Source organism: Saccharothrix algeriensis, assembly GCF_016907655.1.
Lineage (GTDB): Bacteria > Actinomycetota > Actinomycetes > Mycobacteriales > Pseudonocardiaceae > Actinosynnema > Actinosynnema algeriense.
In genome coordinates this window covers 4,432,081-4,456,817 of sequence record NZ_JAFBCL010000001.1, presented here as the reverse complement: position 1 = coordinate 4,456,817, position 24,737 = coordinate 4,432,081, and the positions used below count along the sequence as shown (strand labels likewise).

The following is a 24,737-nucleotide window of genomic DNA, read 5'->3' as shown; positions in this document are numbered from 1 at the left end:
CGGCGCGGGTTCACGCGTTGGGCCGAACGGCGGCGGGTGGTCCGGGCGGCGGGCGGCGCGCGGACCGGGCGGCGGATCGGGGGCCGGCGGTTCACCCGTTCGAGGGGTGCTCACACCGGGTGAACTTGATCACCCGCAGGGGTGTCGCCCGCCTCGGGGGTTGAGATCGACGTCCCCCGTGCCGAGACCGGAATCACCGCCAAGTGTGCAATCCAACCAGAAGGGGTAGGAACAGCGGGTGGGGAGTCCCGGTGGCTCCGCGCGTGATCCAGACGGGCAAACTTGACCGTGCAAGCGTCACCCCAGGCGAGAAGGGCGCTGCCGATGAGCGGGCGACTCGGTGTCGACGACGTCTCCCCGACCGTGAGCTGTGGCCGGTACCCGGCCAAGGCCGTGGTCGGCGAGCACGTCCCGGTCGAGGCGACGGTGTGGCGCGAGGGCCACGACGCCGTCGCCGCCACGGTGACGTGGCGGGGGCCGGCGGACCGGGTCGCGAGACAGACCCGGATGGCGCCGCAGGGCGTCGGGCTGGACCGCTGGGCCGCCACGATCGTCCCCGACGCCGAGGGCGCGTGGACCTTCCGCGTCGACGCGTGGTCGGACCCGTGGGCCACCTGGCTGCACGCCGTCGAGGTCAAGATCGCGGCCGGGCAGGGCCCCGACGAGCTGCGCAACGACCTGGAGAGCGGCGCCCGGCTGCTGGACCGCGTGTCGCGGCGGCCCGACCGGCGCAGGGACAAGCCGCTGCTGGTCAACGCCGCCGCCGCGCTGCGCGACGAGGCGCGCCCGCTGGCCGAGCGGGTCGCGCCCGCCCTCGCGCAGGACGTCCGGCAGGTCATGCACGACCACCCGGTGCGCGAGCTGGTCACCAAGGGCAAGCCGCAGAAGGTCTGGGTGGACCGGCAGCGGGCCGCGTTCGGCTCCTGGTACGAGTTCTTCCCGCGCTCCACGGGCGGGCTGGACGAGGCCGGCGTCCCGGTGCACGGCACGTTCACCACCGCCGCCAAGGAGCTGGACCGGATCGCGGCGATGGGCTTCGACGTCGCCTACCTGCCGCCGATCCACCCCATCGGCCGGGTCAACCGCAAGGGCCCCAACAACACGCTCGTCGCCACCGAGGACGACCCCGGCTCGACCTGGGCCATCGGCGCGGACGAGGGCGGCCACGACGCCGTGCACCCCGAGCTGGGCACGATCGAGGACTTCGACGCGTTCGTGCGGCGGGCGAACGAGCTGGGCCTGGAGGTGGCGCTCGACCTGGCCCTGCAGTGCGCCCCGGACCACCCGTGGGTGCTCAAGCACCCCGAGTGGTTCACCACGCGCCCGGACGGCTCGATCGCCTACGCCGAGAACCCGCCGAAGAAGTACCAGGACATCTACCCGGTCAACTTCGACAACGACCCGCAGGGCATCTACAACGAGGTGCTGCGCGTCGTCCTGCACTGGGTCGACCACGGGGTGCGCATCTTCCGGGTGGACAACCCGCACACCAAGCCGCCGGACTTCTGGGCGTGGCTGATCTGGACGGTGAAGGACGCTCACCCGGACGTGCTGTTCCTGTCCGAGGCGTTCACCCGGCCGGCCCGGCTCTACGGGCTGGCGAAGCTCGGCTTCACCCAGAGCTACACGTACTTCACCTGGCGGACGACCAAGGAGGAGCTGACCGAGTTCGGCGTCGAGCTGGTCGAGCACTGGGACGAGGCCCGGCCCAACCTGTTCGTGAACACGCCGGACATCCTGCACGCGTCGCTGCAGCACGGCGGTCCGGGCATGTTCGCGCTGCGCGCCGCCCTGGCCGCGACGATGAGCCCGACCTGGGGCGTGTACTCCGGCTACGAGCTCTACGAGCACCAGGCCGTGCGCGAGGGCAGCGAGGAGTACCTCGACTCCGAGAAGTACCAGCTGCGCCCCCGCGACTTCCGGCAGGCGGTCGCGGAGGGCCGGTCGCTGGAGCCGTGGCTGCGCAAGCTGAACGCCGTCCGGCGCGCGCACCCGGCGTTGCAGCAGATGCGCACCCTGCGCTTCCACCACGTCGACAACCCCGCGCTGATCGCCTACTCCAAACAGGACCCGGGCACCGGCGACACGGTGGTCGTGGTCGTCAACCTGGACCCGGACAACGCCCAGGACGGCACCGTCTGGCTCGACCTGCCCCAGCTCGGCTTCGACTGGCACGAACGCCTGATCGCGCACGACGAGGTGAGCGGGGAGACCTGGGACTGGGGCCAGGCCAACTACGTCCGCCTCGAACCCTGGCGAGCCTCGGCGCACATCGTCGGCGTGCAGCGCAGGTTCAGCAGCTAACCAGCGACCGACCCGGCTACACGGTCCCCGCGCCCGGCGCGAGGGACCGTCGACCGTACCCCCGATGAGGTGGGACGAGGTGGAGCACATGGCAGAAGACGCCCGACCCGACGCCGCGCTGACCGGACTGGAGGGAGTCCCGCACACCGGGGAGGCCATCGGGGCCGACGGCCTCCTGGTCGAACCGCAGGCCGAGGACTTCCGCTCGGCGAAACTCGCGCCGCGCGAGCCGGACTGGTTCAAGGGCGCGGTGTTCTACGAGGTCCTGGTGCGCGCGTTCACCGACTCCAACGGCGACGGCACCGGCGACCTGCGCGGTCTCGCGTCCCGGTTGGACTACCTGGAGTGGCTGGGGGTCGACTGCCTGTGGCTCCCGCCGTTCTACGCCTCCCCGCTGCGCGACGGCGGCTACGACATCTCCGACTTCCGGGCCGTGCTGCCGGAGTTCGGCTCGGTGGAGGACTTCGTCTACCTGCTCGACGAGGCGCACCGGCGCGGCATCCGGGTGATCACCGACCTGGTGCTCAACCACACCAGCGACGCCCACCCGTGGTTCCAGCAGTCCCGCGCCGAGCCCGACGGGCCGTACGGCAACTACTACGTGTGGAGCGACGACGACCAGCGCTACGCGGACGCGCGCATCATCTTCGTCGACACCGAGTCGTCCAACTGGACCTACGACCCGGTGCGCGGCCAGTTCTACTGGCACCGCTTCTTCTCCCACCAGCCCGACCTGAACTTCGAGAACCCGGACGTGCAGGAGGCGATGCTCGACACCCTGCGGTTCTGGCTTGACCTGGGCATCGACGGGTTCCGGCTGGACGCCGTGCCCTACCTGTTCGAGCAGGAGGGCACCAACTGCGAGAACCTGCCGCGCACGCACGACTTCCTCAAGCGCTGCCGCAAGGTGGTCGACGACGAGTACCCCGGTCGGGTGCTGCTGGCCGAGGCCAACCAGTGGCCCAGCGACGTCGTGGAGTACTTCGGCGACGCCGAGGTGGGCGGCGACGAGTGCCACATGGCGTTCCACTTCCCCCTGATGCCGCGCATCTTCATGGCCGTGCGGCGGGAGTCGCGGTTCCCGATCTCGGAGATCCTGGCCCAGACGCCGCAGATCCCCGACGGCTGCCAGTGGGGCATCTTCCTGCGCAACCACGACGAGCTGACGCTGGAGATGGTCACCGACGAAGAGCGCGACTACATGTACGCGGAGTACGCCAAGGACCCGCGCATGAAGGCGAACATCGGGATCAGACGCCGCCTGGCGCCGCTGCTGGAGAACGACCGCAACCAGCAGGAGCTGTTCACCGCCATGCTGCTGAGCCTGCCGGGATCGCCGGTTCTCTACTACGGTGACGAGATCGGCATGGGCGACAACATCTGGTTGGGCGACCGGGACGCCGTCCGCACGCCGATGCAGTGGACCCCCGACCGCAACGCGGGGTTCTCCTCCTGCGACCCCGGCCGCATCTACCTGCCCGTGATCATGGACCCCGTCTACGGCTACCAGGCCCTCAACGTGGAGGCGCAGCTGAACAACCAGTCCTCCCTGCTGAACTGGACCCGGCGGATGATCGAGGTCCGCAAGCAGCACCACGCGTTCGCCGAGGGCGACTTCACCGACCTGGGCGGCTCGAACCCGAGCGTGCTGGCCTACCGGCGCCGGTGGTGCCGCCCGGACGGGCACGAGGACGTCGTGGTGTGCGTGAACAACCTGTCCCGGTTCCCGCAACCGGTCGAGCTGGACCTGTCCGAGCACCGCGGCAGCCGCCCGGTGGAGCTGACCGGCGGGGTGCGCTTCCCGGCCATCGGCGACCTGTCCTACCTGCTGACGCTGCCCGGCCACGGCTTCTACTGGTTCCAGCTGGTGGACGCGGGCGACGAGGGCGAGACGAGGTGAGCGCAGTGACCGAACCCCACGACCTGGTCGACAAGGTGGTGGCCGAACTGCCCGAGTGGCTGCCCGCGCAGCGGTGGTTCGGCGGCAAGGACCGGCCGGTCACCGCCGCCCGGCCGCTGCGGGTCTCCGTGCTCGACGCGGACCCGCTGCTGGTGCACCTGGTGGTGGAGGTCGAGCAGCCGGACCGGCGCGCGCCCTACCAGCTGCTGGTGAGCGACCGGGTGGAGAACTACGACGCGACCGGCGACCCCGAGCTGGCCGGCCGGCTGCTGGACCTCATCGCCGAGGACGCCACCGCGGACGGCCTGGTGTTCCGGCACGAGCCGGACGCCGAGGTGCAGGCCGGCCTGCGCGGGCGGCCGATCACCTCCGAGCAGAGCAACACCTCGCTGGTGTTCGGCAGCCAGTACATCCTCAAGCTGTTCCGCAAGCTGACCGTCGGCGAGAACCCGGACCTGGTGCTGCACCGCGCCCTGCACCGGGTGGGCTGCGAGCACATCGCGCAGCCGCTGGGCTCGATCACCGGCGAGCTGGACGGGCGCACCACCACCGTCGGGATGCTCCAGCAGTTCCTGCCCGACGCGGTGGACGGCTGGGCGATGGCCACCACCAGCGTGCGCGACCTGATGGCCGAGGGCGACCTGCACGCCGACGAGGTGGGCGGCGACTTCGCGGGCGAGGCGCAGCGGCTGGGGCAGGCGGTGGCCGCCGTGCACGCCGACCTGGAGCGGGCGCTGGGCTCCGAGCACGCCGCCGCGGACGACATCGACCGGACCGTGCGGGCGATGGTGGACCGGCTGGACGCGGTGGTCGAGGCGGTGCCGCAGCTGCGGCCGTACGTGCCCGCGCTGCGCGAGGCGTTCGAGCAGGCCCGGGACACGCCCGGCGCCATCTCCATCCAGCACATCCACGGCGACCTGCACCTGGGCCAGGTGCTGCGCACCGTCCACGGGTGGCTGCTGATCGACTTCGAGGGCGAGCCGGGCGCGCCGATCGCCGAGCGGACCGCGCTGCGCTCCCCGCTGCGCGACGTGGCCGGAATGCTGCGATCCTTCGACTACGCGGCCCACCAGCTGCTCGTCGGGCAGCCGGAGGACCACCAGCTGGCGGTCCGGGCGCTGGAGTGGTCGCGGCGCAACCGCGCGGCGTTCACCGAGGGCTACGCGGAGGCGGCGGCGCCCTCGGTGGGCGACCCGCGCGGGCGCGGGCACCTGCTGCGGGCGTTCGAGCTGGACAAGGCGGTCTACGAGGTCGCCTACGAGCACGCCAACCGGCCGGAGTGGTTGACGGTCCCGCTGTCGTCGATCGCCCGGATCACTGGAGAGGGAACGCGATGACCCAGGACCTCGACCGGTTGCTCTCGGGGTCGCACCACGACCCGCACTCCGTGCTCGGCGTGCACCACCTGCCCTCGGGCGAGGTGGTGGCGCGGGCCCTGCGGCCGGGCGCGACCGCGGTGGCGGTGCTGGCCGGCGACAAGCGGTTCGAGCTGGACCGGCTCGCCGACGGGCTGTTCGGCGGCGAGCTGCCCGAGCACCCCGGCGACTACCGGCTGGAGGTCGCCTACCCCGAGTGCACGGTGGAGGTGGACGACCCGTACCGCTGGCTGCCCACCGTCGGCGAGCTGGACCAGCACCTGATCGGCGAGGGCCGGCACGAGCGGCTGTGGGACGTGCTCGGCGCGCACGTCCGCTCCTACGACACGGTCTCCGGCACGGTGACCGGCGTGTCGTTCGCGGTGTGGGCGCCGACCGCGCGCGGCGTGCGGGTGCTCGGCGACTTCGACGGCTGGGACGGCCGGGCGAACCCGATGCGGTCGCTGGGCTCCTCGGGCGTGTGGGAGGTGTTCATCCCCGGCGTGCCGGTGGGCAGCCGGTACAAGTTCCGCATCCTGGGGCGCGACGGCGGCTGGCACGAGAAGGCCGACCCGATGGCGTTCGCCACCGAGGAGCCGCCCGCCACGGCGTCGGTCGTGACGGCCTCGGCCTACGAGTGGGGCGACGCCGAGTGGCGCGCCCGGCGCGACGCGACGCAGTGGATCAACGCCCCGATGAGCGTCTACGAGGTGCACCTCGGGTCGTGGCTGCCGGAGAAGGACGGGCGCCGCCTCGGCTACCGCGAGCTGGCCGACGAGCTGGCCCGCTACGTCGTGGAGGCCGGGTTCACGCACGTCGAGCTGATGCCGGTGGCCGAGCACCCGTTCGGCGGCTCGTGGGGCTACCAGGTGACGTCGTACTACGCGCCCACGTCCCGGTTCGGCTCGCCGGACGACTTCCGGCACTTCGTGGACGTGCTGCACGGCCACGGCATCGGCGTGATCATGGACTGGGTGCCCGCGCACTTCCCGAAGGACTCCTGGGCGCTGGCCCGCTTCGACGGCACGGCGCTGTACGAGCACGAGGACCCCAGGCGCGGCGAGCACCCCGACTGGGGCACGCTGGTGTTCGACTTCGGGCGCAACGAGGTGCGCAACTTCCTGGTCGCCAACGCCCTGTACTGGATCGAGGAGTTCCACATCGACGGCCTGCGGGTCGACGCGGTGGCCTCCATGCTGTACCTGGACTACTCCCGCGAGGAGGGGCAGTGGCTGCCCAACCAGTACGGCGGCCGGGAGAACCTGGACGCCGTGCGGTTCCTGCAGGAGCTGAACGCGACGGTCTACAAGCGGCACCCCGGCGTGGTGATGGTGGCCGAGGAGTCCACCGCGTGGCCGGGCGTGACGCGGCCGACGCACCTGGGCGGCCTGGGCTTCGGGTTCAAGTGGAACATGGGCTGGATGCACGACTCGCTGCACTACCTGTCGCGCGAGCCGGTGCACCGGTCGTTCCACCACAACGAGATCACCTTCTCCCTGGTGTACGCGTGGAGCGAGAACTTCGTGCTGCCGCTGTCGCACGACGAGGTGGTGCACGGCAAGGGCTCGCTGTGGCAGCGGATGCCCGGCGACGACTGGAACAAGGCCGCCGGCCTGCGGTCGCTGCTGGCGTTCATGTGGGCGCACCCGGGCAAGCAGCTGCTGTTCATGGGCGGCGAGTTCGGCCAGCGGGCCGAGTGGTCGGAGTCCCGCTCGCTGGACTGGCACCTGCTGGAGGACCCGCTCCACGCGGGGATCCGCTCGCTGGTGGGCGACCTGAACGCGGTGTACCGGGAGTCGCCCGCGCTCTACAGCGCCGACGGCAGGCCCGAGGGGTTCTCCTGGATTGACGCGAACGACTCGGCGGGCAACGTGCTGAGCTTCCTGCGCGTCGGCGAGGACGGCTCGGTGCTGGCGTGCGTGGCCAACTTCGCGGGGATGCCGCACCACGACTACCGCGTGGGCCTGCCGGTGGCGGGCCGGTGGCGCGAGGTGGTCAACACCGACTCGACGGGCTACGGCGGGTCCGGCGTGGGCAACCTCGGCGGGGTGGTGGCGGAGGAGCAGCCGTGGCACGGCCGGCCGGCGTCGGCGGTCCTGCAGCTCCCGCCGGCCGGCGTGCTCTGGCTCATCCCGGAGTGACGCCCGGCGCGCCCGTCCCGTCGGCGGGCACCGCCCAGCGCTGCCCCGCCAGGCCGTAGCCCACGGTGCCGGCGTCCGGCCACACGGCCTGGTCGTCGACGCTGCGGGTCTCGGCCAGCGGGGTCTCCGCCATCGTGGCGAGGTCCAGCACGTGCAGCCGCCACGGTCCCGGCTCGACCCGCTTCTTGAACGCCAGCCGGGTGCCATCCGGGGACAGCGACGGGCACTCCACGTTGTCGCGCAGCGCCTCCGCCTCCCAGGCGCGGTAGTCGGCCCGGATCAGGTGGGTGCGGCCGCGGCTGGCGACCGTGGCGTAGAAGCGGGTGTCGTCGGCGGCGAAGGTGACGCCCCAGAAGTTGACGTCGGGGGCGAAGTACCGCTTGCCGTCCACAGTCAGCGGGATGTCCTCGATGGACTTGCGCAGGTCGTCGGTCCCGGTGTCGAGGATGCCGGTCCGGGTGGAGAAACCGGCCGTGTTGTAGGAGTCGCCGGAGACGAACACCGTCCACGACACCATCCGCCCGCTGGGCGAGACCTGCAGCCGGCTCGGGATGCCGGGCACCGCGTGCCGCTGCTCCCGCCCGGCCCGGGTGACCACCAGCTCCGCCATGGGCGGCAGGCCGGGCAGCGCGGTGAGGCAGGCCCGGGTGCCCGCCGCCGCCGACCGGCGCGCGCACTCCGCGCCCGCCTCCGCCGTGCGCCCGCGGGCGTGCACGACGTACACCGCCGCGCCCGCGATCAGGAGGACGGCCGCGAGGACAGCGGCCGCCCGACGGCCGCGCCGACCAGCACGACCGCCAGCAGCACCAGCGACACCAGGATCGCCGTCGAGACTCCCCAGAGGGTCCACATCGCTCCAAACAGGACGGAGGAAACCAGTTTCGCCAGGGCCTGGGCGGTCTGCAGCACCGCCATCCCGCTGGTCCGCAGCTCGGCGGGCAGCAGCGGGCTCGCGGCGGCCGGCAGCACGCCGTCGGTGGCCGCGTAGAACACGCCGTGCAGCACCAGGACCACGACGACGTCGGTCAGCGGCGTGAGCAGCAGGCCGAACGCCAGCGCCAGCGCCAGGTGCCCGCCGAGGAACACCGGCCACCGCCCGACCCGGTCGGCCAGCCGGCCCAGCGGCACCGCCAGCAGCAGGTACACCGCCGCCGTGCCCAGGGCCAGCAGCGGGAAGTGCACCGCGTCCAGCTGGAGCCGCTGCTGCAGCACCAGGTACAGGAAGGCGTCGCCGACGGTCACCAGGCCGAGCACCGCGGCCCAGCCCACCACCCGCCGGAACGGCTTGCGCCACAGGGTCCGCAGCGGCGGCCGGACCGGCAGCGGCGTGCGGTGGTCGCGCACCAGCAGCGCCAGCAGCACGACGCCGAGCACGGCGACGCAGAAGCTGGTGACGAACACCGCGTCGTAGTCGCCGAGGCTCGCCCACAGCACGAACATCGCCACCAGCGGCCCGAGGAACGCGCCCACGGTGTCCATCGCCCGGTGCACCCCGAACGCCCGCCCGAGCGCGTCCGGCGTGCTGCTCAACGAGATCAGCGCGTCCCGCGGCGCGGTGCGCAACCCCTTGCCGGTGCGGTCCACGGCCAGCACCGCGCCCAGCGCCGCCACCGAGGAGCCGACGGCGAGCAGGGCCGGCTTGGCCAGCGCGGACAGCCCGTACCCGACCAGCGCCACCGCCTTGCGCCGCTGCCACCGGTCGGCGACGTGGCCGCCGAGCAGCCGCACCACCGCCGTCACGCCGGAGTAGAGCCCGTCCAGCAGGCCGAACTGGAACGGGCTCAACCCGAGCGCGACCACGAAGTACAGCGGCAGCACCGCCGTCACCATCTCCGACGACACGTCGGTGACCAGGCTGACCAGGCCGAGCGCGAGCACGTTGCCCGCGACCCGGCCCCGGCCGCGACCCGTCTCCGGCGTCCGCCGCGCGGTCGCGATGTACATCAGTGGCAGCTGTAGGTCGGCGTGCTGTCGACCGGCTTCCCGTCCAGGCCCAGGTACTGCCAGGAGTAGGTGGAGTCGGTCAGGGTCAGCTTGAGCACGCCGTGGGTGGACTTCGCGAACTCGGTGGTGGCCGGGTCCGCGGAGACCTTGTACAGCGACGCGCCGCCACCGCCGCCGATCACCGAGCGGGTGCCGGCGGGGTCGGCCTTCCCGGCGGCGTTCAACGGCTTGAACCGCTCGTAGTGGTGGTCGTGGCCGCCGAGCACGAGGTCGGCCTTGTTGGCCACCAGCGTCTCCCACAGCCCGGCGCTGCTGGTGTTGTGGCCGTGCGAGCCGGAGCTCCAGCGCGGGTGGTGGTAGTACGCGGCCACGCAGCCCTTGCGGTTGGCCGCCAGGTCGCGCTTGAGCCACTCCAGCTGCTCCGAGCCCGGCTTGCTGGACTCGGTGGAGTCCAGGGCGATGAAGTGCCAGTTGCCCTGGTCCCAGGAGTAGTAGGTCTTGCCGTTGGGCGTGGCGATGGAGCCGAAGTAGCCCTTGTAGCCGGACAGCGGCGGGTCGGAGTAGGTCTCGTGGTTGCCGGGCGTGGGCTTGGTCTTGGCCTTGAACCGGCCCCACGTCTTGTCGTAGTAGTTGCGGAAGTCGGACAGGTGGGCGTCGTCGTACTGGTTGTCCCCCATGGTGATCACCGCCACGGGGTTCATCTGCTCGACCAGCCGGGCGGTCTTCGGGTGCACGCAGGAGGAGCTGCTCGCGGTGCACTGCTCGGCGATGTCGCCGGCCGCGGCGACGACGAACGACCCGGAGCCGGCCGCGGTCGTGGCCCGGACCTCGTTGCTCGACCCGGAGGTGTTGCCCGCGGCGTCCCGCGCCCGGACCGCGTAGCCGTACCCGGTGGACGGGGCCAGCCCGCCGTCGGTGTAGGTGGTGCCGGTGGTCTCGCCGACCACGACGCCGTCGCGGAGGACGTCGTAGCCGGCGACGCCGACGTTGTCGGTGGACGCCGTCCAGGCCAGCGAGGCGCTGCTCGACGTCGTGCCGGTGACGCGCAGGCCCGCGGGCGCCGAGGGCGGGACCGCGTCACCGCCGCCGCGCACGCCGTGGACCTCCAGCTCCCAGATCGAGTAGCCGTACTCGGTGGCCCGTTCGGTGCCCAGGACGCGCAGGTAGCGGCCGGTGGCGCGCAGGCCGCTGTGGGTGTCGGTCTCGCCGTCGCCGGTGCTGCGGCTGCTGATGTCGGTCCACGACGAGCCGTTGGCGGAGAGCTGGACCTTGTACTTGGTGGCGTACGCGTCCTCCCAGCGGACGATCACCTGGTGCACCTCGGCGGCGCTGCCGAGGTCGACGGTGAGCCACTGCGGGTCGATGCCGGGCGCGCTGGCCCAGCGGGTGTCGTCGCGGCCGTCGACCGCGAACTGGCCGGCCAGGTCGGAGTCCTCCACGGAGGACGTGGTGACCGGTCTGCCTTGGGAGAGAAGGGAATCGGCGGGTGCGCTGGCGGCTGTCAACGGCTGGGCGAGCAGGACGCACACAGCCACCGAGGCCAACGGGGCTACTCGGCGCACGGAGTTCTCCTCACGGTCCGTGGCGGCGGCTCGGAGCAGAATCGTAAAGAATGTTTACAATCGGCAGGCTAGCCCCGCCCCGACGGGGAAGTCAACGCCCCGCCCGGCACCGCTCCCGACCCGCTCGCGCAGGTCACCGGCACAACCCCGGCGCCGACAACCCTGGCCGACTTCCCCGGCAACGCCACCGCAACGGGAGGTGAACGCCGGGCCGGCGGGCCGGCCGACCACGGACCCGCCCGTGCCGGGCGCGCCTGCCGGTCGGCCCGCGGAGCGGCCCGGACGACACCCCGTTCCGGGCCCGCAACCTGCACAATGGTCGAATGCGGCACGCTTCGGCTCGACTGGTCCTGCTGGTGGCGGTGGCACTCGTGGCCTCCGGGTGCACCCGACTGGTCGACGGACACCCCACGGCGGGCAAGGTCGTGTCCGAGGGCGGGGTGGACCCGGGTTTCATCAAGGGCACCGACGGCGGGGAGATCGACCGCCTCGCGGCCACGGCGATCACCGACGTCGACGCCTTCTGGGCGACGGCCTTCCCGGACACCTTCGGCGAGAAGTGGAGCCCGCTGGAGGGCGGCATCTACTCCGTCGACACCTCCGACCCGTCGGCCAAGCCGCCGCCGTGCACGGAGAAGGCGAGCGACGTCGAGGGCAACGCGTACTACTGCCCCACCGCCGACGCCATCGCGTGGGACCGGGCCGCCCTGCTGCCCGTCCTGCAGGACCGGTTCGGCGACGCGGCCGTGGTGATCGTGCTCGCGCACGAGATGGGGCACGCCGTGCAGCGCCGCATGGGGATCACCCCCGAGGCCGAGCGGCGGGACCCGCGGAAGTACCCGACGATTCTCACCGAGGCGATGGCCGACTGCTTCGCGGGCAGCTTCATCAAGTGGGTCAACGACGGCAGGTCCCAGCACCTCGACATCGGCACCGACACGCTCGACTCGGCGCTGGGCGCGCTGGTCACCTTCCGCGACCCGGTCGGCACGTCGGCCGGCGACCGGTCCGCGCACGGCAACGCGTTCGACCGGGTGTCGGCCTTCCAGGACGGGTACCAGCGGGGCACGAAGTTCTGCGGCGCGATGACCGTGGAGAACCGGCCGTTCACCCAGCAGGCGTTCACCAGCCTCGACGACCGGGACCGGGGCGGCAACCTGCCGTTCGACGAGATGCTGCGCGCCATCACCCCGGACCTGGACGCCTACTACGCCGCGCTGGTCACCGCCAAGGGCAGGACCTGGACCCCGCCGAAGGCCACCCCGGTCCAGGAGGAGCCGACCTGCTCCGGCGACCAGGGCCCGATCGCGTTCTGCCCGAAGGACGGTTCGGTGCAGATCGAGGTCTCCGAGGACCTGCCCGAGCTGCACGCCGAGATCGGCGACTACGCGACCGGTGTGCTGCTCGCGTCCCGCTACGGCCTCGCCGCGCTGGCCGCCGTCGGCCGGCCGGTCGAGGGTTCGGAGGCCGCGTCCGGCGCCCTGTGCCTGGCCGGCGCTTACACGAATCGCGTCTTCACCCAGCCCAATGATTTCGGGTTGTCACCGGGCGACCTGGACGAGGCCGTGCAGGTGCTCCTCGCCCACGACTACGCAGCCCGCGATGCGAGCGGCAAGGACGTCGTCGATCCCGGTTTCCAGCGGGTGGACGTGTTCCGGGCCGGGGTCTTCGAGGGCGCAAAAGCCTGCGGCCTGAATTAACACCCCCGACCCCCCGACCTCCAGGCTCGCGGCTCGCGGCTTTCCGCTTTTGGGTTTCAGCACGCCCCGTGCAGACCGGTGGCTTCGTGTTCTCCCCGTATGGCCTGCCCGGAGGGCTACCATGCTTTCTTGGGGGGTGCAAGCACGCTTTTCGCTTGCACCCCCCAAGAAAGCATGGTCGTCTTTGACAGGTCATGCGGGGGGAACACGACCGCTCTTTCTTTTCCTTCTCCTTGGCGGCCTGCCTGTCCGGCGAGGACTCTTTAAAGCTTTTCAGCTTGGATCCGTACCGCGCCTAATATTTCCTGGATCGGTGCGCGATCTTGGTAAGAAGAGCGGCCGAGAGGCCCCCAAGGAGGAGGGAAGTGCGTCGTGTTCTCCCCGTACGGCCTGCCGGAGGCAATCATCTTTGTCGGGGGGTGTCAAGCGAAGGGCGTGCTTGACACCCCCCGACAAAGATGATTGGGCTGCGCCCAGGCCGTACGGGGAGAACACGAGGCACACGGCTGCGCTGAACAGCGCCGCCGCGCGAGGCGCGGCTTGAGGCGAGAGCGAAGCGCCGCCGCGCGAGGCGCGGCTTGAGGCCAAAGCCATGTGGAGCGCGGGTCGCGGCAGGGGGCGGGTGCGGGCGCCATTCGTCCCGCCGGGGTGGCGGTGGGCGCACGAACGGGCCGGTCGACTTGTCCGAGAGCGCCGCAGCCTGGTGGTTCCGGTCCCACCGCCGCCATTCGCCAAGTAGGGTTCGGGCCGGACCGCACGGATCGGGATGGGGCTGGGGCATGGCTCGACGGGTGTTCACGGTCGCGGCGGTCGTCGCGGTGGCGGCGCTGGCCGGCGGGTGCACGCAGGTGGTGGACGGGCTGGGGCGCGCCACCCGGCCGGACGTGACGAAGGTGTCCGGGCTGGACATCACCACCGGGGAGAGCGGCGCCAAGCCCGGTGTGCCGGACGCGGACCTGCGCGTGGAGAACGGCGACGGCGGCGAGATGGACCGGCTCGCCATCAACGCGCTCGCCGACGTGGAGGAGTACTGGAGCGAGCAGCTGCCCGCCAACTTCGGCAAGGAGTTCCAGCCCGTCGAGCGCCTGGTGTCCTACGACTCCAACGGCGCGGGCGTCGAGATCTGCCGCACCAACACCAAGGGCGTGGCCAACGCCTTCTACTGCTCGCTGGACGACAGCATCGCCTGGGACCGGGGCGAGCTGCTGCCCATGCTGGACGACGCCTTCGGCCCGATGGCGGTGGTGACCGTGCTGGCCCACGAGATGGGCCACGCCGTGCAGTACAAGCTCGGCGCGCAGGGCGGCATCACGCAGGCCACCCCGTCGATCATCAAGGAGCAGCAGGCGGACTGCTACGCGGGCAACTTCTTCCGCTGGGTGGCCGAGGGCAGGTCCAAGCACTTCCGCATCTCGACCGGCCCCGGGCTCAACCAGGTCCTGGCGACGATGTTCTTCATCCGGGACGCGGCGGGCACCTCCGCCGAGAAGCAGGGCGCGCACGGCAGCGCGTTCGACCGGGTGGCGGCCTTCCAGTTCGGCTTCGCGGGCGACCCGAAGCGGTGCGCCGCGATCGACGAGCAGGAGGTCCAGGGCCGGATCACGCAGCAGAAGTTCGACTCCAAGGACCAGGACACCGGCCTGGGCAAGGGCAACCTCAAGGTGGACGAGCCCCGCTACCTGGAGCTGCTGGAGGAGAGCCTGCGCACCGCGTTCAAGCAGAGCGGCGCCACCCCGCCGACCTTCGGGCAGGGCGGCCCGTCCTGCCCGGACGCGCGGGAGACGTCGCCGGCGGCGTACTGCCCGGCCACCAACACCATCTCCATCGACCTGCCCGACCTGGTCAGGATCGGCACCCCGCCCAAGCGCGGCCAGAAGGGCGGCATCGGGGACTTCGCGGCCTTCGCGGAGATCGCGTCGCGCTTCGCGCTGTCCATCCAGAAGGCCACCGGCTACCCGCTGGAGGGCCCGGCGGCCGGCCTGCGCACCGCCTGCCTGACCGGCGCGTGGGCCGGGACGACGGCCGAGCCCTCCGCCGACCTGCAGCTCTCGTCGGGCGACCTGGACGAGGCGGTGGCCGAGCTGCTCAACGACAAGAGCCTCATCGCGGCCGACGTCAACGGCACCGTGGTGCCCTCGGGCTTCGCCCGGGTGGAGGCGTTCCGGGACGGCTTCTTCGACGGCTCCGGGCTCTGCACCCGCAAGTACTCCGGCTGACGCCGACGTCGTGCGCCCTGCCCGGAACACGGCCGGGCGGGGCGCACGACGCCGGTGCTCAGTACAGCGCGCTGGCGAGGCTCCGCCGGGCCTTGGCGACCCGCTCGTCGTCGGCCGGGAACAGCTCGAACAGCCCGACCAGGTGCTCGCGCACCCGGTCCCGGTCCTCCCCGAACACCCGGCGCACGGTGTCCACCAGCCGCTTGAACGCGGCCTCGACGTCCTGCCCGGCCAGCTGCGCGTCGGCGGCGGCCAGCTGGGCGTCCACGTCGTCGGGCGCGGCGTCGGCCGCGGCCACCACGTCCGGCGTCAGGTTCTCGGCGCGCGCGGTGAACCGGACCTGCGCGAGGGCGGCCTTGGCGTCGGCGTTGCCCGGCTCGGCGGCCAGGACGGCCTCGTAGGCGGCCTCGGCGGCGGCGAAGTCGCCCCGCTCGAACGCCTCCTCGGCCGCGACGAACCGCGGGTCCTCGGGCGCCTCGGCCGGCTCCAGGCCCGCCTCCGCGGCCTTGATCCCCGGCAGCCGGTCGCGCAGGGCGTCGAGCAGCCGGGTGATCCACTGGGCGAACTCGGCCTCCGGCAGCGGCCCGGCGAACGCGTCCACCGGCTGCCCGGCGGCCACCGCCACGACCGTCGGCACGGACTGCACGCCGAACGCCTGGCCCACCCGGGGGCTCGCGTCGAGGTCGACGCGGGCCAGGATCCAGGCGCCGCCGCCGGCCCGCGCGGCCCGCTCCAGGACCGGGGACAGCTGCCCGGCCTCCGGGCTCCAAGACGCGGTCAGCTCGACCACGACCGGGATGTCCAGCGAGCGCTCGACCACCGATTGGAACGTCGCCTCGGTGACGTCGAGCACCCACGGGCTCGGGCCGCCCCCGTCGGCGGGCGCGGGCGCGCCCGGCGGCGGTGCGGCGGCGCGCTGGCGGGCGGCGTCGGCCCGTGCCTTCAGCGCGCCCAGGTCGACCGCCCCGGACAGCGCGGCGGACAGTGCTGCGGTCTTGCGAGGGTCTGGCCTTGTCACGGTCCCATCCTGGCACGACGCCCGGAGCGGGCGGCGACCGGTCAGGCGGTCAGCTCGCCCACCGGGTCGAGGGCCATCGGGTTGGGGCGCATCGCGTCGTTGCGCCGGCCCAGGGCCAGCGCGATCGGGGTCATCAGCTCCAGGAACCGGGCGGCGCCCGCCTCGCCCAGGGACTGCCACGGCCGGGCGGCGGCCTCGTCGGTCCGGCGCTCGACATCCTCGCGCAGCGCCCGGCCGGCCGGCGTGATGCCCCCGTCGCCGTGCAGGCCGCGCGCGGCCAGCGACGCCTCGGCCGCGCGCCACTCGTCCTCGTCCCACCCGCGGGCGGTCCGCAGGTACTGCGGGTCCAGGCCCTTGTCCGCGCCGAACAGCACCAGGGTCTCGCACGCCGTCAGCCCGGCCGCGACGAGCGCCGCCAGGTGCCCGTCGCCGCGCAGCTCGCGCAGGGTCGTGCACGCCTGCCACAGCGCCAGGTGCGGCTCCTCGGGCACGGGCAGGGCCGCGTTGGCCGCGCCCAGCACCCGGCCCTCCAGCGGGGCCGCCGCGGCGGCCCGGACGGCCAGCCCGGCGGCCTCCGCGACGACCTCGCCGTCCACCGCGAGCGCCCCGTCGGCGCCGTCGCCCGCGGCCGGCAGCATCCGGCGCAGCGCCCGGTCGACGCCGCGCAGCCGGGCCCGGAGGAACACCTCCGGCGACGCGACCTCCCACGCCGCGGGCAGCGCCCGCGCCACCTTGCGCGGGTGGAAGCTGAAGAACGCGGCGGTCACGGTCTCCGGGGCCGCCGCGCCCAGCGGCGCGGCGCGCATCCCGAAGTAGCCCATCCACCCGCCCCGGCAGCCCAGCTCGTCGGTGACGGCGCGGGACTCGGGCGTGAAGTAGGTGACGTCGTGGTAGGTCTCGAAGCGCAACCACAGCTCTCGGGGCGACATGGTCGTCAAATTAGTCGGACGTCCTACTGTTCACCAGAGGCGAGGTGCTGTTCGACCCGCTCCACCTTCGCCCGCAGCTGCCCGGTGTGGCCCGGCCGGATGTCGGCCTTGAGCACCAGGCCCACCCGCGGCGCGGTGGCCTGCACGGCCTCGGTCGCCCGCCGCACCACCGCCATCACCTCGTCCCACTCCCCCTCGACCAGGGTGAACATGGCGTTGGTCTCGTTGGGCAGCCCGGACTCCCGGACCACCCGCACCGCCTCGGCGACGGCCGCGGCCACGCTGTCAGACTCCCCGCCGAGCGGGCTGATGCTGAACGCGACGAGCACTGCTGCCTCCTGTAGCCGGGTACCCACTGGTAGCTTCGGCGGCATGACGTCCCAGCCGCTCCCGTTCGACCCCATCGCGCGCGCCGCCGAGCTGTGGGAGAAGCGGATCGGCCCATCGACGTCGATGGCCGCCGTCACGAGCGTCATGCGAGTACAGCAGATCATCCAGTCCGCCGTGGACGCCGCCCTCAAACCGCACGGCCTGACCTTCGCCCGGTTCGAGGCCCTGGTGCTGCTGACGTTCGCCCGCACCGGCAGCCTGCCCATGCGCGTCATGGGCGAGCGCCTCCAGCTGCACCCCACGAGCGTGACCAACATCGTCGACCGGCTGGAGGCCGACGGCCTGGTCCGCCGCAACCCCCACCCGACCGACCGGCGCACCACCCTGGTGGAGATCACCGAGGCAGGCCACGCCCGGCGCGAGGCCGCGACCGAGGCCGTCGTCGGGGTCGGGTTCGGCCTGCGCGGGTTGACCGAGCGGCAGACCGAGCAGCTGACGGAGCTGCTGGCGAAGGTCCGCCGGGCGGTCGGCGACTTCGACAGCTGACCCCGCCCGGCACGTGCGCCCGACCCCGCCGGCGCCGGCCCGCGGGACGGTCACCCACCAGGTCGTGGCGGACGGCGTGCCCGCCGGTCTGTCCACTGCGGACGACCACGACCTCCCCGACGCGCCGCTGCGGGCGCCGCGGGGCCGCCCAGGCGGTCCGGCGGCGCTCCGGGGCGGCCGGGCGGGTGCGCTGGAGCACATCCGCCCGGCCGTGCCCGGCTCAGTCGTTCGCGGGCCGGGCCTCGGTCAGCTTCCCGGTGCGCTGCGCCCACCGCTCGAACACGACGGTGCCGAACGGCGGGATGCTCGCCACCAGCGCCCAGATCGTCGTCCGCCGGTCCCAGCGGTGCGCCAGCATGAGGGTCACCAGCACGTAGCCGACGAAGACGACGCCGTGGACCGGCCCGAAGACCTTCACCCCCAGCTCGTTGTTCACCAGCACGTACTTGAAGAACATGCCGATCAGCAGACCTGCCCACGACACGGCCTCGGCCAGCGCGAGGAGGCGGAAACGACCCACGGGGCTGCTAAGCATTCCCCCATTGTGGGCGGTGACCGGGCTCACCCGGCCCCCGGGTCCGTTTTGTCGGGTGCGCACCGGGTCAGTCCTCCCAGCGGAAGACCCTGGCCGCGATGAAGCCGACCACCAGGGTGAACCCGATCAGGACTGCGGCGGGCACGAGCAGGGCCTCGATCCCCTTGCCCCGCACCAGGACGTCGAGCATCCCGTCGTTCATGTGGCGCAGCGGGAAGACGTTCGACACGGTCTGCAGCCAGCCCGGCGCGTTCTCCAGCGGGAAGAACGTGCCGGACAGGAAGGCCATCGGCAGGACGATGGCGTTCGCCGCCCCGCTGGCCGCCTCCTCGGTCCGGCAGAACGCGCCGACGAGCATCCCGACGGCGAAGAACGCCGTCGTGCCCAGCACGAGCAGCGGCAGGGCGAGCCACCACTGGCCGGTCAGCTTCAGGCCGAACACCGGCGTCAGCGCCACCGCGACGAACACCACGCCCTGCGCCAGCGCCGTGCCGACGCTGACCAGGACGCGCGAGCTGAGCACCGCCGTGGTGCTGACCGGCGCCAGGCGGATCCGGCGCAGCACCTGCTTCTTGCGCCACGAGACGAGCGTCAGGGCCGCGCCGAAGACACCGGAGATCGAGACCGACCACGACAGGATGCCGGGGGTGAGGTACTGGATCGGTTTGAGCGACGCGTCCTCGACCGGTCGGGCCGACAGCGTGAACGCGGGCGCGGCCCCGGTGGCGGCCAGGTTGGTCTTGTCGACCACGCCGGAGACGATGCCGATGACGGTCTGGGCCTCGACCTGGTCGCTGGCCGCGAAGGTCAGCTCGACCTCGTTGCCCCGCACCGCCACCAGGGCGGGCAGGTCGCCGTCGTGCACCTTGCGCCTGGCCGCCTCGACGTCGTCGTGCCGCTCCAGCTCCAGGGCGCCGGTCCCGTCCAGCGCCGCGATCACGGGGCCGTCGCCGGACACCGCGATCTTCGTCCGCTCGTCGCCCGCGTCGCGGAACAGCAGGCCGAACACGACCAGGAACATCAACGGGAACACGAACGCGAAGAACAGCGTCGTGCGGTCGCGGAGGAAGCCCTTGGCCATCGCGGCCGACAGGCTCTTGAACGCGGTCACGCCCGGTACTCCCGCCCGGTCAGGTCGAGGAAGACGTCCTCCAGCGTGGCCGTGCGCACCTGGAGCCCGTCCAGCGTGCCGCGCTCGGCCAGCGCCGACAGCACCGGCGCGGGCCGGCGGGTGGAGATCGTCAGCGAGACCTCGTCCTCCTGGGCCTGCTCCACCCCGGCGATCGCCCGGGCGTCCGCGAGCGGGAGGCTGCCCTTCCGGAGCACGACGTGCGTCGGCGCGTCGAGGCCCCGCACGAGCGTCGCGGGCGCGTCCATGGCGAGGACCCGGCCCTTGTCCATGATCGCCACGCGGTCGCAGAGGATCTCCGCCTCGTCGAGGTAGTGCGTGGTGTAGACGATCGTCTTGCCGCGCGCCTGGATGGCCCGCAGCACGTCCCACAGGTTCCGCCTGGCCTGCGGGTCCAGCGCGGCGGTCGGCTCGTCCAGGAACACCACGTCCGGGTCGTGGACCAGGGCGCAGGCGATGGACAGCCGCTGCCGCTGGCCGCCGGACAGCTTGTTCTCCTGCACGTCCGCCTTGTCGGTCAGCCCCACCAGCTCCAGCATGTCGACGGCCTTCGCCGCGGTGACGCCGTAGAGCGACCCGAAGGTCTGCAACTGCTCCTTGGCCGTCAGCTTCTCGAAGAAGCTCGACGCCTGGAGCTGCACGCCGATCCTCGGCAGCAGCTCCGGGTTGCGCGGCCACGGGTCCTCGCCGAGCAGCGTCACGGAGCCGGAGTCGGCCTTGCGCAGGCCCTCGACGATCTCCAGGGTGGTGGTCTTGCCGGCCCCGTTCGGGCCCAGGATGCCGAAGAACTCCCCCTCGGCGACGGTGAACGAGACGCCGTCCACCGCTTTCAGGTCACCGTAGTGCTTGCGGATGTCCGCGACCACGACGGCTGGTATGCGCGCCCCTGTCATGGCTGGACGGTAGTCCCCGAGCGCTCGCGCGTCGGACGGACTCCGGGTTTCGCGCGACGAAAGTGAACAGGGCTCGATACTTTTGACCGGCGCGGCGGTCGCCCAGCGCGCCTGGCCGCATCCGGACGGTGAGGTCGGTTCGCCGGAGCGGAACGACGATCGGGCAGCAGGGCGGAACGACGACCGGACAGCAGGACGAGGCGACGACCGGGCAGCAGGGCGGAACGACGGTCAGCCGTCGGAGCAGGGCGACGGCGGGGCGGCGTCCGGGCCGGTGCCCCAGGTGGCCTCGGTCGGGTCGCCGGTCAGCTCGAACGCCAGCCGCGCCCCGGAGGTCAGCGCCTCGTGGTCGACCCAGGTCCGGTCGTGCCCGACCCCGTCCAGGCTCACGGCCTTGGCGTACTGGAGCGAGGCCGGGTCGGCGCCGGGCGCGGTGATGACGACGTCGCGGCCCGACTCCAGGTGCAGCACGGCCCGGCCGAACCGGGGCGCGTGGAGGAGGAACTGCCCGGTGCCCGGCGTCACGGGGTAGAGGCCGAGCGCGCTGAACACGTACCAGGCCGACATGGTGCCGAGGTCGTCGTTGCCCGTGACACCGTTGGGGGCGTTGACGAACAGCGTCTGCGCCGCGCGGTTGACCGCCGAGGTCTTCCACGGCTGCCCGATCAGCGCGTACATCCACGGCGCGTGCAGGTCGGGTTCGTTGTTGGGGTTGTAGCGGAACTGGTTGTAGTAGTCGTACGGGCCGACCACCCACTTCTCCCGCACGGTCCCGGCCGGGTCCGCGACCAGGTCCGGGTAGGCGAAGAAGTCGTCCAGGCGGGCGGCGGCGGCCCCGGCGCCGCCCAGCCGCCGCACCAGGCCCGGCACGTCCTGCTGCACCAGCCACTGGTACTGCCAGGCGGTGCCCTCGTGGAAGCCGTCCCGGCCCTGCGGCGTGAACGGGTCGAGCCACCGGCCGTCGGCGGTCCGCGGGCGCGGGAACCCGGTGAAGCCCCGGTCGGTCACCGAGTCGTCCCACAGGGTGCGGTGGTTCAGGCCGCGCCGGCGCAGCACGGCCGCCTCCCCGGTGCGCCCCAGCGCTTCCGCCATGATCGACAGGGAGCAGTCGGCCAGCGCGTACTCCAGGGTCGCGGACGCGCCGTGGTGCGGGTCGACGTCCTGGCCCTTCTTCGGGAATTCCCGGTCGAACTGGACGAACCCGTTCGCCAGGTACGACGGGTTGCCGGCCCGCCCCTCGAACGGCGACCCCGCGGGCGGCACGCCGCCGGCGTTCCGGGCCAGTGCCGCGTAAGCCCGCTCCGCCGAGCCCTCCAGCGCGCCGAACCGCCACAGGTCCACCAGGAACGGCGTGACCGGGTCGCCGGTCATCGTGTTGGTCTCCTGGTTGGCGTACGCCCAGCGGGGCAGCCAGCCGCCCTGGTCGTGGATGGCCAGGACGGAGCGGGCGATGTCCTTCGCGCGCTGCGGGCGCAGCAGGGCCAGCAGTTGGTTGTGCGCGCGGTAGGTGTCCCAGAGCGAGTAGTACTCGTAGTAGGTCCAGCCGGCGGCGGTGTGCACGCGGCCGTCGAAACCCCGGTAGCGACCGTCGACGTCGTTGCCCGTCAACGGTTGCAGCAGCACGTGGTACAGCGCGGTGTAGAAGACCGCGCGGTCGTCCGGGTCGGCCGCGTCGATGTCGACCGACCGCAGTTCCCGCCGCCACGCCGATTGCGCGGCGGCCCGCAGCGCGTCGAACGGCCTGCCCCGGGCCTCGGTCAGGTTCTTCGCCGCGCCCTCGGCGTCCACGTGCGAGATGGCCGTCGCGGCGGTGACCGGGCCGTCGGCGAACCGCACCCACTGGCCGCGCAGGCCCGCGCCGCCCTCCGCGCCGCCCCAGTTCCCGGTCCGCTCGAACGGCCGGTCGAACATCGTGGTGAAGTGCGTCGTGTACGGCTTGCCGCCGCAGAACGCCTGCGCCGTCACGGTTCCGGCCAGCGTCCGGTCGTCCACCACGCGGACGCTGCTGCCGGTCACCGGCTCCTTGTCGTTGGCCTGCCCCACGTTCACCAGCACGTGCGGGGTGGCGCCCGCGGGGAACGCGAACCGCTCGACACCGGTCCGCGTCGTCGCGGTGCTCTCCACCGTGATGCCGGAGGCGAGCCGCACGCGGTAGTAGCCGGGCTTGCCCACCTCGCCGTCGTGCGAGTAGCCCACGCCGTAGCGGCGGTGGTCGAAGGAGGACGGCAGGCCGGTGGTCGGCAGGACCGACACCAGCCCGCCCTGCTCGTGGCACCCCGCGCCGGACAGGAAGAAGTGGCCGAAACCCCGGATCACCGGGTCGTCGTAGCGCCAGCCGGCGTAATGCGCGCCGATCGGGCTGGAATGGGCTTTCCCGAACGGCATCGCGGCGCCGGGAAACGTGTTCCCGTCGTCCTTGGTCCCGATGAACGTGTTCACCGATTCGACCGGGTCCGTCTGCGCGTCCGCCGCCACGGGTATCACCATAGCGGCCGATACCACGAATACCAGCAGGCTGCGCAGCACACCCCCACGGTATTGCCGGCAGCGGTGCGCGGCCACCCGAGCCGGGTGGCCGCGCGCCGCGGGAGCGGGTCGGGGCCGGCGGACCGGGGCCGGCGGTCAGCGCCAGCGCTGGTTCGCGCCGCCGTGCCACTCCCACTGCACGACGTCGCCGCCGTCGGCCAGCGACCAGCCGTAGACCTCCAGCGCCTTGCCGCTGTGCCGGCTCAGGTACCGGAAGCTCGCGGTGTCGTCGGACCAGGTCTGCACCCAGCGCTGGTTGGCGCCCCAGTGGCACTCCCACTGCACGACGTCGCCGCCGTTGGCCTGCGACCAGGCGTAGACGTCCAGGCACTTGCCGCTGTTCAGGTTCTTGAGCGAGTACGAGCCGTCGCCGTGCCGGACGAAGGTCCAGAGCTGGTTCGCGCCGTAGTGGCAGTCCCACTGCACGACGTTGCCGCCGTTGGCCTGCGACCAGCCGTAGACCTCCAGGCACTTCCCGCTGTGGTCGTTCTTGAGCGGGTAGGTGCCGTTCGTGGCCAGGACGCGCGCCCCGTCGGTCGCAGAGGTCCGGTCGGCGGACGCGCCGAGGGGCGCGACGAGCAGGGTGAGCACCACCAGGGCACTCGTCAACAGGCTTGCCGCAATTCGCCTCATCGGGTCTACCTCCAATAGTTGCGGTAACGACCGGCACAGTCTCCGAGAAGGTGCTTATGAACGGCTGATGCCGCGCTGAGGGACCGGTGCGGCCAGACGTCGGGAGGCGATCGTGAACTTCACCCTGCTCGGCGAAGTGGGCATGTGGAAAGATTGTCAATTGATTCCATTGGGTGGTCCGCGGAGACGGACGCTACTGGCCGTGCTACTGCTCGAACTCGATCGGGTGGTGCCGGTTGATCGAATCATCCGGTTGCTGTGGGAGGACGAGGTGCCGGCCACGGCGCGCAACGCCGTGCAGGGCTTCGTCGCCGCACTGCGCCGGTCGCTGGGTGGACACCCGGACGCGCGACTGGTGACGCGCGGTTGCGGCTACGCGCTGCAGACCGACCCGGAGCGGGTGGACGTCTTCCGGTTCCGCGAGGCGGTCGCCCGCGCCCGGACCCTGCCCGACCGGGAGGCGGCGGGCGTGCTGCGGGACGCCCTCGCGCTGTGGCGCGGCGAACCGCTCGCCGACATCCCGTTCGAGTCGGTGCGGGTCCGCCTCGGCAACGCCCTGGAGCAGGAGCGGCTGGCCGCCGTGGAGCTGCGCGCCGAGGTCGAGCTGCGCCTGGGCCGGCACCGCGACCTGGTGTCGGAACTGCTCCGCCTGGCCGAGGAGCACCCGGTCCGGGAGTCGCTGCACGGCCTGCTGATGCTCGCCCACTACCGCAGCGGGTGCACCGCCGAGGCACTGGAGACCTACCGCCGGCTCAACCACAGGCTGGTCACCGAGTACGGCATCACCACCGGCCCCGCACTGCGGGAGCTGCACGAGACGATGCTGCGCTCCTGACCCCTTCCATACGCAGAACACCTATTCTTACGCTTGCGGCTTACGGCTTCGCCTTTGGGCTGCACGCCCCGTGCAGTCCGATCGCTTCGTGTTCTCCCCGTATGGCCTGCCCGGAGGGCTACCATGCTTTCTTGGGGGGTGCAAGCACGCTTTTCGCTTGCACCCCCCAAGAAAGCATGGTTGTCTTTGACAGGTCATGCGGGGAGAACACGACCGCTGTTTCTTTTCATTCTCCTTGGCG

The 24,737-nt window shown here is 72.3% G+C and carries 19 protein-coding genes; 8 read left to right on the top strand and 11 right to left on the bottom strand.

The features are described from left to right. The first annotated feature begins 324 nt into the window (after positions 1-324). From JOE68_RS20375 to glgB, 4 genes are all read left to right on the top strand, one after another. Positions 325-2,304, top strand: coding sequence for an alpha-1,4-glucan--maltose-1-phosphate maltosyltransferase (locus JOE68_RS20375; protein ID WP_204843889.1), 1,980 nt, complete (start codon positions 325-327; stop codon positions 2,302-2,304). Positions 2,305-2,392: 88 nt separating this feature from the next. Beyond that, positions 2,393-4,204: a maltose alpha-D-glucosyltransferase gene (gene treS / locus JOE68_RS20370; RefSeq protein WP_204843888.1), complete on the top strand. Its 1,812-nt coding sequence runs from the start codon at positions 2,393-2,395 to the stop codon at positions 4,202-4,204. 5 nt (positions 4,205-4,209) lie between these two features. Next, a complete protein-coding gene (locus JOE68_RS20365) occupies positions 4,210-5,541 on the top strand; it encodes a maltokinase N-terminal cap-like domain-containing protein (RefSeq protein WP_204843887.1) in 1,332 nt (443 codons plus the stop codon). Next, positions 5,538-7,700 (top strand): 1,4-alpha-glucan branching protein GlgB, encoded by a 2,163-nt coding sequence (gene glgB / locus JOE68_RS20360; RefSeq protein WP_204843886.1) that lies wholly within the window; start codon positions 5,538-5,540, stop codon positions 7,698-7,700. The genes JOE68_RS20365 and glgB overlap by 4 nt, the downstream gene beginning before the upstream one ends. Here glgB and JOE68_RS20355 read toward each other — a convergent pair. Genes JOE68_RS20355 through JOE68_RS20345 form a run of 3 tightly spaced genes read right to left on the bottom strand, consistent with a single transcriptional unit; the run spans position 7,687 to position 11,206 of the window. Further along, positions 7,687-8,415, bottom strand: a complete 729-nt coding sequence (locus tag JOE68_RS20355; protein WP_307819779.1) for a TolB-like translocation protein — start codon at positions 8,413-8,415, stop codon at positions 7,687-7,689. The two genes, glgB and JOE68_RS20355, sit on opposite strands and share 14 nt — an antisense overlap. A gap of 23 nt (positions 8,416-8,438) precedes the next feature. After that, positions 8,439-9,644, bottom strand: a complete 1,206-nt coding sequence (locus JOE68_RS20350) for an MFS transporter (protein ID WP_204843885.1) — start codon at positions 9,642-9,644, stop codon at positions 8,439-8,441. Continuing rightward, positions 9,644-11,206: a discoidin domain-containing protein gene (locus JOE68_RS20345; RefSeq protein WP_204843884.1), complete on the bottom strand. Its 1,563-nt coding sequence runs from the start codon at positions 11,204-11,206 to the stop codon at positions 9,644-9,646. Before JOE68_RS20345 ends, JOE68_RS20350 begins: the two co-directional genes overlap by 1 nt. Positions 11,207-11,529: 323 nt before the next feature. Between JOE68_RS20345 and JOE68_RS20340 the strand changes: the two genes are divergently transcribed. Then, positions 11,530-12,906, top strand: coding sequence for a neutral zinc metallopeptidase (locus JOE68_RS20340; RefSeq protein ID WP_204843883.1), 1,377 nt, complete (start codon positions 11,530-11,532; stop codon positions 12,904-12,906). Between the two features lie 779 nt (positions 12,907-13,685). Beyond that, positions 13,686-15,122, top strand: coding sequence for a neutral zinc metallopeptidase (locus JOE68_RS20335; RefSeq protein ID WP_204843882.1), 1,437 nt, complete (start codon positions 13,686-13,688; stop codon positions 15,120-15,122). Between the two features lie 58 nt (positions 15,123-15,180). Here JOE68_RS20335 and JOE68_RS20330 read toward each other — a convergent pair whose 3' ends face one another. Genes JOE68_RS20330 through JOE68_RS20320 form a run of 3 tightly spaced genes read right to left on the bottom strand, consistent with a single transcriptional unit; the run spans position 15,181 to position 17,398 of the window. Then, positions 15,181-16,140 (bottom strand): tetratricopeptide repeat protein, encoded by a 960-nt coding sequence (locus JOE68_RS20330; RefSeq protein WP_204843881.1) that lies wholly within the window; start codon positions 16,138-16,140, stop codon positions 15,181-15,183. Between the two features lie 41 nt (positions 16,141-16,181). Then, entirely contained in the window at positions 16,182-17,069 is an 888-nt protein-coding gene (locus JOE68_RS20325) for an SCO6745 family protein (protein WP_239562299.1), read from the bottom strand. A 23-nt stretch (positions 17,070-17,092) separates the two neighbouring features. Continuing rightward, the gene (locus JOE68_RS20320) at positions 17,093-17,398 is read right to left on the bottom strand and encodes an MTH1187 family thiamine-binding protein (protein WP_204843879.1); all 306 of its coding nucleotides are present in this window, start codon (positions 17,396-17,398) and stop codon (positions 17,093-17,095) included. A gap of 43 nt (positions 17,399-17,441) precedes the next feature. On the opposite strand from JOE68_RS20320, the gene JOE68_RS20315 reads away from it, so the two are divergent. Then, complete coding sequence (locus tag JOE68_RS20315; RefSeq protein ID WP_204843878.1) at positions 17,442-17,945, top strand: MarR family winged helix-turn-helix transcriptional regulator; 504 nt, start codon at positions 17,442-17,444, stop codon at positions 17,943-17,945. Positions 17,946-18,165: 220 nt separating this feature from the next. On the opposite strand, the gene JOE68_RS20310 is transcribed toward JOE68_RS20315, so the two are convergent. The 5 genes from JOE68_RS20310 to JOE68_RS20290 all read right to left on the bottom strand — a co-directional run bounded on the left by JOE68_RS20310 (position 18,166) and on the right by JOE68_RS20290 (position 23,637). Continuing rightward, on the bottom strand, positions 18,166-18,480 hold the full coding sequence (locus tag JOE68_RS20310; RefSeq protein ID WP_204843877.1) for a DUF3817 domain-containing protein: 315 nt from the start codon (positions 18,478-18,480) through the stop codon (positions 18,166-18,168). A gap of 67 nt (positions 18,481-18,547) precedes the next feature. Continuing rightward, positions 18,548-19,591, bottom strand: a complete 1,044-nt coding sequence (locus tag JOE68_RS20305) for an ABC transporter permease (protein ID WP_307819778.1) — start codon at positions 19,589-19,591, stop codon at positions 18,548-18,550. Next, the gene (locus JOE68_RS20300) at positions 19,588-20,502 is read right to left on the bottom strand and encodes an ABC transporter ATP-binding protein (RefSeq protein WP_204843876.1); all 915 of its coding nucleotides are present in this window, start codon (positions 20,500-20,502) and stop codon (positions 19,588-19,590) included. The genes JOE68_RS20305 and JOE68_RS20300 overlap by 4 nt, the downstream gene beginning before the upstream one ends. A 231-nt stretch (positions 20,503-20,733) precedes the next feature. After that, complete coding sequence (locus JOE68_RS20295; RefSeq protein WP_372443363.1) at positions 20,734-23,025, bottom strand: GH92 family glycosyl hydrolase; 2,292 nt, start codon at positions 23,023-23,025, stop codon at positions 20,734-20,736. Between the two features lie 99 nt (positions 23,026-23,124). Next, positions 23,125-23,637 carry an RICIN domain-containing protein gene (locus JOE68_RS20290; protein ID WP_204843874.1) on the bottom strand — a complete coding sequence of 171 codons (513 nt, stop codon included), beginning with the start codon at positions 23,635-23,637 and terminating at the stop codon, positions 23,125-23,127. Between the two features lie 166 nt (positions 23,638-23,803). On the opposite strand from JOE68_RS20290, the gene JOE68_RS20285 reads away from it, so the two are divergent. Continuing rightward, positions 23,804-24,496: an AfsR/SARP family transcriptional regulator gene (locus JOE68_RS20285; RefSeq protein ID WP_275584907.1), complete on the top strand. Its 693-nt coding sequence runs from the start codon at positions 23,804-23,806 to the stop codon at positions 24,494-24,496. Positions 24,497-24,737 lie beyond the last annotated feature (241 nt).